This is a genomic window from Spirosoma knui, from assembly GCF_054780635.1.
The window spans coordinates 306,467-318,635 of record NZ_BAAGVY010000002.1 but is presented as its reverse complement, the minus strand read 5'-3'; the positions used below and the strand labels follow the sequence as shown (position 1 = coordinate 318,635).

Here is a 12,169-nt window from a genome sequence, read left to right as displayed (position 1 = left end):
TTCAGGTTATTTGGTGGCAATTGGAGCAGGTACACAGCCGTAGAAATGGCCGGGTATCATGGTATAGTTATAAAACTTGGTCATTACGTATTCCGACGTAGTGAACCCCTGAATCGTCAGGTTTTTGAGCAGGGCATAAAAGCTTTTCTGGTCGGTTTCCGGGGCCGTTTCCATCGCTTGCAGCACGGCGAGCCGCTGCGTGGTATCGCAGGCCAGAAACGACTGGTGAAAGCGCTCATCAGCAACCGTATCGACAGTATCAAGTCCTATTTTGAACGTTTCCTGCACGGGTGCTTCGTAGCAGTCGGCAATCATTTTCTGCACAAAATCCGCAACGCCCAGCGCTTTAGCACCTAGACTGTCGGACGCGGGAATCAGCGTATCCACGACTTCGGTCAGAACAGCTACCTGATTCGCCCCCAGCATGCGCTGGCTTACCTGAACCGAGGTCTTTGTCCAGGCATTTGCCCAGGTGGGCAGGACTAACAGGCCACCCGTTGCCAGGGCCATCTGTTTGAGTGCAACTCGTCTTTCCATTCGTCTCGACTGCGAGGTCGGTATTGGTACGTCCTTTTAAAAAGAGCCCCAGCCCGTCGGGCTACTAATCCAGACCGAATTATTTAAGAATTGGTCGAGCAGACGCGCTCCCTTAGAGTCAAAACAAATGCGCTCCCTTGTAGGTATAAACAGTGGTCGCAAACTGCGACAATGAATGCAAAGAATATTTGTTGAGTTCATCCCGAGCGGCTAATAAATAACGCACCGGTTACGTAATATTACAGGTAGTATACCGACCTTCCAGAGACGTGTGTGGTTACTACGATTATACGCTGTATTCTCTTAACATTGCTATTACATGCACAAAATACCTACCTGTATCAAAACTGTTATAGCTGGGTTAATCCTGTTGCCCATGCAGGGTATCCGGGCGCAAAACGTTCTGTCGCTGATCGGCAATAACGTATTTGCGGGCAACGGTGCCGGCATACAAAATACCACCGGTTCATCGAACGTTTTTGTCGGTAGCAACACCGGAGTTAGTAACACTGGCGGCACAGCGAATCTCTTCTTAGGTCAATTAGCTGGCTTCAGCAACTCAGTCGGAAACTACAATACCTTCATTGGCAACTCATCAGGAGAAGCTAATTCTGTTGGATCAAACAATAACTTTATCGGTAACGGAGCCGGCTTGTCCAACACTGAAGGAAACTTCAACGTATTTATTGGCTCTGCATCTGGGGCCAGAAATAGACAGGGAGGCTCTAATGTTCACATTGGCGGGTTTGCTGGCCGAGAAAATATAGACGGCAGCGCCAACACGTTTATCGGTCATAACTCGGGTGTACCAGCCGGGGCGACGTTAAATAATGTCACCGTTCTTGGGGCTAATGCGTTAGCAACGGCTAGTAATAGTGTCATTTTAGGCAACAACGCAAACGTAGGCATCGGCAATTCAGCACCCCGGAACAAGCTGGAAATTACCCAGGGAACCGCCAATAACAGTGGACTGCGCTTTACTAATTTGACCGGAGCCTCCCCGGCTTCATTGCTCAATCAGACTAAATTCCTGACTGTCAATGCGCAGGGTGACGTAGTGCTGGGTAGTATTAACGGATCGGGTCGGCTGGCCGCAGACGCCGAGGGGGCCTGGCAGGTCGTCAACAGCAACCTTCAGAATACCAACAGCGGTGGGGTAATCATCGGCGCGGGAATCAACACGACTCCCGCGGGATACCGATTGTACGTAGCCGACGGAATTTTAACTGAAAAAGTTAAGGTAGCCATTAAAAGTACGGATGACTGGGCCGATAAAGTGTTTTCACCAACATATCGTCTTGCCTCGCTGGCAACCGTTGAGCAGTTCATTAAGCAGCATCAGCACCTGCCGGGGATTTCATCGGCGGATGAGGTGGTTCGGGAAGGCATAGATGTCGCCCGGATGAACGCGAAACTGCTGGAAAAGGTAGAAGAGCTGACCTTATACAGCATTCAGCTTGAGAAAACGAATCAGCAGCAGCAGGCTATAAACCGGCAGCAACAGCAAGAGATTACAGAAATAAAGGCGATGCTGATCAAACTCCTGAAAAAACCAACGAGACAGCGTAAGTAATCTGCGTCACTACGTATACCAGCCTTGTCTGGCTGAGGTGCATTTCTCACTAAATTCAATACGTATTCGCCCACTTGCCAATCGATTGAGCAAAGCGAATTCGCTACGAACCCATTCCAGCGCCTGCTTGTTGAAAAAACAGCAGGCGTTTTGTTTATACCTTTGCCTGCACTGCCGGATAAATACCGGCCCAGCAAGCCATGATTCATCAACTTTCACTTACGCTTACGCCCGAACTCGCCTTCGACGATTCACTATTTCGGGAGCAGGCACTAGGTTCGTTACGTCTCGCTGACGATACGTCGGCGGTTGTGCGGAAGCGTCGGCAATCGATCGATGCCCGCGGGCGGCAAATTCGGGTTCACGTCGATGCCGAAGTATTCGTCGGTCAAACGCCCCCTCCCCTTATCCAGTACCAGAAACCGCAAACCGATGTCAGCCGGGCCGCGCAGGCGATTATCGTCGGGGCTGGCCCAGCGGGTCTGTTTGCCGCGCTACGTCTGATTGAACTAGGCATTAAACCTATTGTTCTGGAGCGCGGAAGCGACGTTCGTGCCCGTCGGCGCGACCTGGCGGCTATTAACAAAGATCATATCGTTAACCCCGAATCGAACTATTGTTTTGGCGAAGGTGGTGCTGGAACCTACTCCGATGGGAAGCTCTATACCCGCTCAACCAAGCGGGGCGATGTGCGTCGTATTCTCGAAATTTTTGTTGCCCACGGCGCTACCGACGAGATTTTGGTCGACGCGCACCCGCATATCGGTACTAACAAACTGCCTAACGTAGTGGCTGACCTCCGCGAGACGATACTCCGGGCGGGGGGCGAAGTCCGGTTTGATACCAAAGTAACCGATCTGCTGATTGAGAACAATGCGCTAAAAGGCGTAGTGACCGCCACCGGTGAAGCCTTGCCAGGAATTGGGGTAATTCTGGCAACGGGACACTCGGCCCGCGATATTTTTCACCTGCTGCACGATCGTCGTATTCTGATTGAGTCGAAACCGTTTGCGATGGGTGTACGGATTGAGCATCAGCAGTCCTTAATTGATCAGTTCCAGTATCACCGGCCCAACCGGGGAGATTATCTGCCGGCGGCTTCGTATAGTTTAGTCACACAAACTCGTTTTAACGGGGTAGAACGGGGCGTTTTTTCGTTTTGTATGTGTCCGGGTGGATTTATTGTTCCGGCCGCAACCGCTCCGGGCGAGTTGGTCGTTAACGGTATGTCGCCCTCCCGTCGGGATTCGAAGTACGCCAATTCGGGTCTGGTCGTAGCCATTACCGATACCGATCTGAAACCGTACGCCGACGAAGGGCCGCTGGCCGGACTCGCCTTACAGCAGGATCTGGAGCGCTGGGCCTGTCGGATGGGTGGGGGATCGGAGACGCGCCCGTCGCAAACGGCTCCGGCGCAGCGGGTGGCCGATTTCGTGGACGGGCGTGTGTCGAATGACCTGCTGCCGACCTCATACCAGCCGGGTTTAGCCTCGGTCGATATGGCCGAGGTGCTACCGGACCACATTACGCAGCCGCTTCGTCAGGGTCTGCGCGATTTTGGCCGTAAGGTACGCGGTTACCTGAGCAACGACGGGCAAATCATCGGTGTTGAAAGCCGAACATCGTCGCCGGTACGTATTCCGCGTGACCGCGATACGTGCGAACACGTAACGCTCCAGCGGTTGTTTCCATGTGGCGAAGGAGCGGGTTACGCGGGCGGAATTGTCTCGGCCGCTATGGATGGTGAACGCTGCGCGGAGCAGTTAGTTAAGTTATATAAGTCGCTTTAGAATGACGCGTATAGTTCGGGTTACCCTTTTGTTCGTCTGGCTGTTTCCTTCCTTTGTGCAGGCTCAACTGCACGTTCGGTCATTGTCTATGACTGGGCCAGACGTAGAGCGATGTGACTTAAAAGGGCCCGTCAGGCAGGTTACCCAGGTTCAATCGCCCATCACCAATCGAAAGGAAGATTTTCTGGATGGGTATTCGGGCCAGAACTTTACCAAAGTCTATACGAAAGAGGGCCTACTGCAAACGTATACCTCGCGTGACGACCATAACAAAGCAAGAAGTGTTACGTATAATGAGTATAATACTCGCAATCGGCTTGTCTTGCTTCGAACCGAGCAACTCGTTCCTGACCCTATCTGGGGCGTAATGGAGGCCGGGCAAATTGAGTACGCCTATAACGCAGCAAAAAATCGGGTTGTCGTTTTGGACAAGCGTACCATCATGGGAAAACCCGTTAATGGCCGTAAAGAACTATTGACGGATTCTTTAACCAGAACCTTTGTCGAAAAGGAATATAAGCAGGACACCTTGATTCGGGAGCAACGGTACAGGTGGGATGAAGGGGGGTATGTAGTCGAACAAATCAGCCGCTTTCGGAAGCAACCTCCTGAAATCAATGAGGTAGATACCGCTACGCTTGGGCGTTTCAAGCGTTCTTTAGAAGTCGATATACCACAGGTGGATAAGGCCGAGTTAGACAGTACGTTACGTAAGCTACAGGCAGAGCAGTTAGCTAGCTTCGACGCGAGCCCCGAATGGCGAGAAGATACGGTTCAATACCGTAATCAATACGACGCCAAGGGTCGATTAATCGAACAGGAATCCCGGAACCAAAACGGATCGCGCGAAACGATCCGGTATCAGTATAGACTTGAGGCTACTGAAGTTACCCGACAAAATTATAATAAAGCAGGCGACTTAACTTCGGAAACGATTAGTTTGCAGCATCCCGTTCACCATTACATTTTATCAGATCGGAGCCGTAGGAAAGTAGGAGATAAATGGAACGAGTTAACTTATGACTCAAAAGATTATCCTCATCCCACCTATCGTTATCGGTACGATAGGCACGGGAACTGGATCGAACAAAAGCAGGTGGACGCGAACGGAAAACAAATAGGCGTAGCGCTGATACGTACTATTGAATATTACCGGTAGCGTTGCGCAGAGCAATTCGTTACGTTGTATAGATAAGGTTTCGCAGTTGGGTTGATGACCAGTACGTTGACATCCATGCCGATACGCTGAAAACAGGAGACCAGACCATGATTGACACCACATTCCATTCGTTCACGGAGCAACTCCGTCAGCGGTTGCAGAAGCCCTTGCCGGGTGAGACAGCTCACGCGAAAATGGCGTCGGCGGCTCGTTACCGACTTGGTATCAAGCCCAATGAACGAACGCGACGGAGTGCGGTACTGATCTGTTTTTATCCGTATCAGGACTCAATCCTGCTACCCCTGATTTTGCGCCCCCAGTACGATGGGGTTCATGCCGGGCAAATGGCCTTTCCGGGTGGACGCATGGAACGTATCGACGAAAACCTGACCCGCACCGCCCTGCGCGAGGCTCAGGAAGAAGTAGGTATTCGGGTGACCGACGTAAAAGTGCTGGGGTTACTAACCGAACTATTTATTCCACCCAGTAACTTCTACGTTCAGCCGGTAGTGGGTATGCTGCCCTACCGACCCGATTTTTACCCCGACCCGCGCGAAGTCGAAGCGGTTGTCGAGGTCTCTCTGGATACGCTGCTCGACGAAACCATTGTAGGCGATAGTCAGATTGAAGTACGCGGGGTGCTGGTCGATGCGCCGTTCTACCAGATTCAGGGGTACCGCGTATGGGGGGCCACCGCCATGATGATCAGCGAATTGCTGATGGTGATGGACTCGTAGCTCATTGCGTGGTACCCGCCACAAAATACAGTTCGGCAATGGCTTTCTGGTATTTGGTTTTTAGCTCCTCTCCTTTCAGCCGCAGGTCAATCAACTTTGTTTCGCGGGCGTTGACCAGAAACAATGAGCTTTCGCCAAGTTCGAACTTCTGCTGTTCGGCCTGAAGTAGGCGCTCCTGATTCTGAATCGTTTGTTGCTGCAAAGCGACCTGACGGGCAAGCGCCTGAAGCTGGTTGTAAGCCGCCTGGACCGTAGTGCTGATGTCACGGCCGGTTTGTTGGCGCTCCAGTTCCGTCTGCTGGTTTTTAATCTGCACTTCGCGCAGTTTGCCTCGCTCTTTCCGCAGAAACAACGGAAACACAAAGTCTACACCTATTTTATGGTTCTGGGGTCGGAAGGCGTAATAGCTCGACCAGTCGTACGGTACGTCAACGGTTGGGGTCTGGCTAAGCAGGCTGGCCGTTACCGACACCTGAGGCTGAATCATGGCCTTTCTGAAACGCTCTTCCAGAGCGAGCTGGCCGAGCTTCGTATCCAGCTTCAGTAACTCAGGATGCTGACGAGCCGCCTGATTGGCCAGCATCTGCAACGTACTCTCAGTTAGAAGTGTCAGAGACGGCTCCTCAGGAATGGCCTGCGCGGGCAGTTCAACCGGTCGGGCGCTTGCATCCCACAAAAAATTGTTGACGCGAAGCCGGGCGTTCTGTTCGTCAATTTCCGCCTGCTGACGCTGCAACAGTCGATCCTGTACAGTGATGAACGCTTCTGTCGTATCGATACCAGCGGCATCGCCAATCAGCGCCCGTTCACGTAACGCCTGAAATCGACGCTCGGCCAGTTCAAAACCTTCGGTTACCCACCGGCGCTGCTGATAGGCCAGATACCAGTCCCAGTACGTTTTGGCGGCATCGAACAGCGTTTTGTTCACCAGTTTAAGCTGATCGGCTTTAGCCATATCCTGCGCCAGTCGCGCCTGCCGAACAGCATTTCGGCGCGCATCAATAAACAGGGCCTGCCCAACCGGCACACTCAGGCCAATTCCGGTCAGTCCCGAAGCAGGTGTTCGCTCTTCCGGATTTATATACTTTCCTTCGTTACGATCATACGATACATTCAGATCAATACCCGCCACCCACAACGGAACGGCCAGCTTGTTCTGCCAGTGGTTGTAATACAGATCCTGCCCAAACTCTTTCCGATCGTAGTACGACACAAGTTTGGGGTCAAAGGCCCCCCGCGCCTGAACCAGTACCTGTCGGGCTTCTTCGTTGTAGAGAGCCGCTTGTTTAACAATCGGATGGTGCTGTCGGATTATGTCGAAGAAAACCGGGGCGGGAAAGGCGGTCGTGTCGGGTTGTCGCTGCCCCGATACGACTACCGTCTGACTCGTTGCTGCGGGCGTCCACGCGGCTCCTGTTGAAGCCGTCACCAGCCCTGGCAGCAGCCAGCCAATGCCCAGCCACCACCGTATACCAACCCGCCCCCTCATTTGTCCGCTCCTTTCTCGGCTTTAGGCTCCTCCTGCAAACTTGGTGGGAAACCGTTTAGCAGCCGCCAGAGCTCGTACCAAACAGGCACATCGTCGAGCATCACCCAGCCATGAACCCCCGATCCTACCCGCAGCTGCGTCGGCCAGGGTTGGTCGCCTTTTTGCTGAAAAGGACGTACCAAAATCCGATACTTACCGCCAACGCTACTCACTGCATCGATAACCGCAACCTTTCCGCCAAACGTACCAACCGATACCGTGGGCCAGCCCGAAAACTGAATGGCCGGCCAGCCATCGAACTGTAGGCGAACGATTCGGTCCCGCTGAATCAGGGGTACATCCATAGCCCGCACATACAACTCCACAGCCAACTGCGGATTCGACGGTTGAAGCGTCGCGATGGGTTCCCCCTCTTTGATGGTTTCCCCAATCCCCGCTTTCGACGGACGAATCACGTAACCATCCTGCGGAGCGCGCACAACATAAAGCCCCTGACGGACGGCCACGCTGCTGATTTTGTTGCGCAGCTTGGACACTTCACCATTGGCATCGGCCAGGTACGAAACCGCCGAACTCCGGTCCGACTGCGCTTTTGCTAGCTTCTCCTGAAAATCAGCCTGAATCGTGTTCAGGTCAAGCCGGGCGTTCACCAGTTCCTGCCGCGATACGTTCAGCTTGTTTTCCTGCGAGATCACTTTAGCGTTGTCTTCCTGTACCTTCAGCCGTCTGGCTTCTAAATCAGTCAACGAGAACAAGCCGTTTTTATACCCCTTCTCGTAGCGCTCGAGTCGATCGAGCGCAATCTGATAGTTTTTACGGACAGCCACCAGATCCGCTTCGTCTGCCGTAACCTTAAATTCACTTTGCTGAACCTTGTTACGTGCGGCTGCCAGCTTCACCTTCAAACCCGTCTGCAACGCGGTAATCTGGCCATCGAGCGCCTGAATTTTAGCCTCAGTAGCCTCTTGGCTGCCTTGCTTGGCCGTTAGCTGCTCGCCCAGCCGCTGGGGCAGATTCGGATCAAAATATTCGTCTTTTATGTCGGAGATAACCATGAGCGTATCGCCCCGCTTAACGTAGTCACCGTCGCGAACTGCCCAGCGTTCGATGCGCCCGGGAATGGCATTCTGAATGGTTTGTGGGCGATCCTGCGGAGTCAGAGCTGTCAGCGTTCCTTCACCGTTGATGTTCTGTTGCCACGGCATGAACATGGCAATCAGGCCAACGATCAGGAAGAAAAGCATCCAGCGGCCCAGTTTTTGCCCCCCGTCCGATTGCGGTAATGTTCGGAGCGTTTTTAAGGGATAGCGGTTAAACAGTTCTTCGTCTACCCGTTGATTCGATAAGTTTAACATAAAATGTTCTTGAAGAAGAATACGGTTTTCGGATACAACAGCCTGTCCGGCTGTCTGTACGTACTCTCTGCTAGGTAGTCTCCAGCGGCATGTCGGTGATCGTACCAATTTTTTCTACGGCTGTCAGCAGATCAAATACAGTATCAATACCCGATATGAGCTTATCGACCGAGTTGGTAATCAAGACAATAACAAGTTCAGCCGCGACAAACTGTCCAAGCGACATTTCCCGACCGACTACCAGGGTCGTCCCCAGAATCAACAAGCCGCCCGTAACAATAGTTTTGAAGGCTACGGCGCTGTAAAAGAACCGCTTCAACACCTTAAAGTGCTGGTTGCGATGCTCAACGTAATTAGCTACGAGGTCGTCCATTTTGTCAATCGGCTCTAAACTGCCGGATTGCTGATAGCGATGGACGGGTAAATCGCGGGCTATATCTTCAAGCCAGGCGACTACCTTGTATTTATACTTCGACTCGTTCAGACTGGTCTTGACTCCCCGTGCTCCGTACGCCCAGCAGATTAACACGACGATCAGCGCGGTGAACAGGCCAAATCCAACAAAGATGGGGTGATAGGCCGAGAGCAGTATTAACCCAAAAACGATCTGTACCGTTGCGGCCGTCAGGTCAATCAATAACTTCGGCAATCCTTTCTGAATCGTTAGTACGTCGAAAAAGCGGTTCATTAACTCGGGTGGATAATAACCCGCCAGGGCGTCGGGTTGAATACGTGGTAGCCGATACGTAAACTCAAAGGCCGCTTTCGCAAAAATCCGCTGCTGTAACACCTCAACCAATGCCATTTGGCCAACCATCAATAAACCAGTTCCCAGTACGCCGATGATCACGAGCGAAATCAGCACGTAGACTGAACTGAATACGAGCCCTCCCGATACGAGTGTAAACACCGCCTGAATACCTAGTGGCAGCGACAAACTAATTATGCCCGTTACCAACGCATACAGATAAATATACCCAATGTCTTTCTTCTCGTTGGTCAGGAGCCGAATCAACCGTTGTGTCGGCGATGGTGGCGGCTCTACTGCGTTTACTATGGCCATTTTAATCCGTTTTTAATCTCACAAACAGTAATCTGCCCGTTTCCTCTCCCGTTACGCCCAATTTTTTAATAAATAATGTGTCTGGTAGTAAAAAGAGCGGACCTGATAGTATTACTATCTTTTTTATAAACACAACTTTTATTAATGTAAGTATGTTCCTGATAGTAAAAACTTTTGGTTGAACGGAAGAACAAGTTTATAAGAAGAACAAGTTTATAAATGGAGTATTCGGTGCAAGTCCGCATGAACGAGCGGCTGTTTTTACGTAATCCCGACGGGTCGGAACTGGGTCGGCGGATTGTGCGACAGGGGATTTTGCTATATGATGAAATTGGGTTTGAAGAAGCCACCTTCAAAAAGCTAGCCGACCGGCTCAACACCAAGGAAGCCAGCATTTACCGCTACTTCGAGAACAAGCACCGCCTGCTCATTTATCTGGTCGCCTGGTACTGGCAATGGCTCGAATATCAGCTTGTTTTTCAAACCAACAACCTGACCGATCCGGGCGAAAAGCTGGAGCGGCTGCTACGGCTTATTTTACTGAAAGACCTGGACACCTCATCCACCGATGATATTGACGTAAAGGCGTTGCACCGGGTTGTGATTCGGGAGTCAAGTAAAGTGTATTTAACGCACCACGTAACGGAAGATAACCGGCAGCAGTTGTTCAAGCCCTACAAAGATCTGTGCGGACGTATCGCTGCGCTTATTCTGGACTATCGACCTGATTACCCGTTTGCACGATCGAGGGCAAGTTCACTCATCGAAACGGCACACTACCAGGCATTTTTCATGCAGAACCTGCCGACTCTCACTGACTTCGAGATAAGTAAAGACGAAAATCAACTGCTCGACTTTCTGCGTCACGTCCTGTTCTCCAGCTTAAACGGCCCTATTTCTGAGTAAGTCGATTCCTGGTTGACAGATGCGGTAACTGGACCAGCTTTATGGATTTTGAGTAGACAAATCGCTCTGGCTAGTTTGGTACTGTATATGGATGCGGGCGAATACGTTCATTCATTAGGTAACCCGAAATTGTTAAGCCTGCTTTCCAGCCACTTATTGCTTGGGATAACTAAACTGGCCGGTCGATAAAGTCGCTTAATCCCTGTAAAATAGATTAATGATCGAGCATTTGAGGATTGATATAACCGTTTGGGCTCATAGTTTTGTAGTTCGTAACAAACGCGGTCATTCCGACGTTAAAAATTAAGTTTTATTGCTAATAACTCTCCTGTGAAAAGATGGATTGCTATCGTTCTCGTCGTTGTTGTCCTCGGCGGGATAATTGTGTACAATAAAGTATTACATCCGGCACCCGGCGCCACATCCGGTGCCCCCGGCGGGGGTGGAGGTGGTGGTGGCGGCAAAGGCGGAGGGCCAGGCGGCAAAGGCGGTCCTGGTGGCCCGGGCGGGGGCGGTCCCACCAACGTAAATGGCTTTGTCGTGATCACGAAGCGATTACAGGAAGATGTTGTATCCAGCGGTTCCCTGCTCCCCAACGAACAGGTTGACATTTATCCGGAAATATCAGCCCGTATTACCCAGTTAAATATTAAGGAAGGGCAGCCCGTGGCCAAGGGCGCGTTACTGGTGAAGCTTTTCGATGCCGACCTACGCGCTCAACTCCTGAAACTTCAGGCTCAGGCCGACAACGCCCGACGGACGGAAGAACGGAATAAGCAACTGCTCGCCAAGGGTGGAATTAGCCAGCAGGAATACGACATTGTTACCACGAACCTGCGTTCGTCACTGGCCGACATCGAACTGGTAAAAGCGAATCTTCAACGTACCGAAATTCGGGCACCCTTTTCGGGCGTAATTGGTTTACGTAATGTCAGTGCAGGCGCTGTGGTTTCCCCCAGTACGCTGATTGCCCGATTACAGCAGGTATCCTCCCTCAAACTTGACTTCTCGATTCCGGAAAAATATGGTCAGGCGGTACAAACCGGCGCAACCATTTCCTTCCTGGTGGATGGAACCAAGCAGCCAAGTCAGGCGGTAGTGTACGCCATTGAACCCGGTGTAGAACAGCAAACTCGTAACCTCAGGATTCGGGCCAGAGTGAACAACAATTCGGCTAAGTTCCGCCCCGGTACGTTTGCGCGGGTTACGCTGGCCATTCAGAACCAACAAAGTCTGGTTGTGCCTACGCAGGCGGTCATTCCACAAACGCGGACAAACCAGGTTGTGGTGATTAAAGGCGGCAAAGCTCAGTTCCGCGACGTAACAACGGGGCTGCGCACGGCGGGAACAATTCAGATCTTGTCGGGCATTCAGGCGGGCGATACAGTAGCTACAACGGGTCTGCTGTTTCTGAAACCCGATTCACCCGTTAAAGTAGGACGCGTAGTACAACTGCCAGGCGATGAATCGAAAGTGGCAACGCGGTAATCAGTTTACGTTACCAACGTTTCCTTTTTTGGTTTATACCCGAAAATGCCAGCCATGTTTGAAAGACCTGGC

At 51.7% G+C, this 12,169-nt stretch carries 10 protein-coding genes; 6 read left to right on the top strand and 4 right to left on the bottom strand.

The features are described 5' to 3' along the window. Positions 1-6: 6 nt before the first annotated feature. Positions 7-537 (bottom strand): gluconate 2-dehydrogenase subunit 3 family protein, encoded by a 531-nt coding sequence (locus tag ACYVIY_RS06025; RefSeq protein WP_460975395.1) that lies wholly within the window; start codon positions 535-537, stop codon positions 7-9. A gap of 319 nt (positions 538-856) precedes the next feature. On the opposite strand from ACYVIY_RS06025, the gene ACYVIY_RS06020 reads away from it, so the two are divergent. From ACYVIY_RS06020 to ACYVIY_RS06005, 4 genes are all read left to right on the top strand, one after another. Beyond that, on the top strand, positions 857-2,110 hold the full coding sequence (locus ACYVIY_RS06020; RefSeq protein ID WP_460975394.1) for a bZIP transcription factor: 1,254 nt from the start codon (positions 857-859) through the stop codon (positions 2,108-2,110). A gap of 200 nt (positions 2,111-2,310) precedes the next feature. Then, entirely contained in the window at positions 2,311-3,900 is a 1,590-nt protein-coding gene (locus tag ACYVIY_RS06015; RefSeq protein WP_460975393.1) for an NAD(P)/FAD-dependent oxidoreductase, read from the top strand. Between the two features lies 1 nt (position 3,901). Next, a complete protein-coding gene (locus tag ACYVIY_RS06010) occupies positions 3,902-5,059 on the top strand; it encodes a hypothetical protein (protein ID WP_460975392.1) in 1,158 nt (385 codons plus the stop codon). A 107-nt stretch (positions 5,060-5,166) separates the two neighbouring features. Then, positions 5,167-5,796 (top strand): NUDIX hydrolase, encoded by a 630-nt coding sequence (locus ACYVIY_RS06005; protein WP_460975391.1) that lies wholly within the window; start codon positions 5,167-5,169, stop codon positions 5,794-5,796. 1 nt (position 5,797) lies between these two features. On the opposite strand, the gene ACYVIY_RS06000 is transcribed toward ACYVIY_RS06005, so the two are convergent. The 3 genes from ACYVIY_RS06000 to ACYVIY_RS05990 all read right to left on the bottom strand — a co-directional run bounded on the left by ACYVIY_RS06000 (position 5,798) and on the right by ACYVIY_RS05990 (position 9,703). Beyond that, the gene (locus ACYVIY_RS06000) at positions 5,798-7,285 is read right to left on the bottom strand and encodes a TolC family protein (RefSeq protein WP_460975390.1); all 1,488 of its coding nucleotides are present in this window, start codon (positions 7,283-7,285) and stop codon (positions 5,798-5,800) included. Further along, positions 7,282-8,640, bottom strand: coding sequence for an HlyD family secretion protein (locus ACYVIY_RS05995; protein ID WP_460975389.1), 1,359 nt, complete (start codon positions 8,638-8,640; stop codon positions 7,282-7,284). The genes ACYVIY_RS06000 and ACYVIY_RS05995 overlap by 4 nt, the downstream gene beginning before the upstream one ends. Before the next feature lie 70 nt (positions 8,641-8,710). Next, positions 8,711-9,703 carry an ATP-binding cassette domain-containing protein gene (locus ACYVIY_RS05990; protein ID WP_460975388.1) on the bottom strand — a complete coding sequence of 331 codons (993 nt, stop codon included), beginning with the start codon at positions 9,701-9,703 and terminating at the stop codon, positions 8,711-8,713. A gap of 219 nt (positions 9,704-9,922) precedes the next feature. Here ACYVIY_RS05990 and ACYVIY_RS05985 point away from each other — a divergent pair, with 219 nt between their 5' ends. Further along, complete coding sequence (locus ACYVIY_RS05985; RefSeq protein ID WP_460975387.1) at positions 9,923-10,609, top strand: TetR/AcrR family transcriptional regulator; 687 nt, start codon at positions 9,923-9,925, stop codon at positions 10,607-10,609. Between the two features lie 330 nt (positions 10,610-10,939). Further along, on the top strand, positions 10,940-12,097 hold the full coding sequence (locus tag ACYVIY_RS05980; protein WP_460975386.1) for an efflux RND transporter periplasmic adaptor subunit: 1,158 nt from the start codon (positions 10,940-10,942) through the stop codon (positions 12,095-12,097). The last annotated feature ends 72 nt before the right edge of the window (positions 12,098-12,169 follow it).

What these genes read in the sequence shown, in the direction of transcription:
- ACYVIY_RS06025 (WP_460975395.1), bottom strand. Translation starts at nt 537, where the DNA reads ATGGAAAGACGAGTTGCACTCAAACAGATGGCCCTGGCAACGGGTGGC.
- ACYVIY_RS06020 (WP_460975394.1), top strand. Translation starts at nt 857, where the DNA reads ATGCACAAAATACCTACCTGTATCAAAACTGTTATAGCTGGGTTAATC.
- ACYVIY_RS06015 (WP_460975393.1), top strand. Translation starts at nt 2,311, where the DNA reads ATGATTCATCAACTTTCACTTACGCTTACGCCCGAACTCGCCTTCGAC.
- ACYVIY_RS06010 (WP_460975392.1), top strand. Translation starts at nt 3,902, where the DNA reads ATGACGCGTATAGTTCGGGTTACCCTTTTGTTCGTCTGGCTGTTTCCT.
- ACYVIY_RS06005 (WP_460975391.1), top strand. Translation starts at nt 5,167, where the DNA reads ATGATTGACACCACATTCCATTCGTTCACGGAGCAACTCCGTCAGCGG.
- ACYVIY_RS06000 (WP_460975390.1), bottom strand. Translation starts at nt 7,285, where the DNA reads ATGAGGGGGCGGGTTGGTATACGGTGGTGGCTGGGCATTGGCTGGCTG.
- ACYVIY_RS05995 (WP_460975389.1), bottom strand. Translation starts at nt 8,640, where the DNA reads ATGTTAAACTTATCGAATCAACGGGTAGACGAAGAACTGTTTAACCGC.
- ACYVIY_RS05990 (WP_460975388.1), bottom strand. Translation starts at nt 9,703, where the DNA reads ATGGCCATAGTAAACGCAGTAGAGCCGCCACCATCGCCGACACAACGG.
- ACYVIY_RS05985 (WP_460975387.1), top strand. Translation starts at nt 9,923, where the DNA reads ATGGAGTATTCGGTGCAAGTCCGCATGAACGAGCGGCTGTTTTTACGT.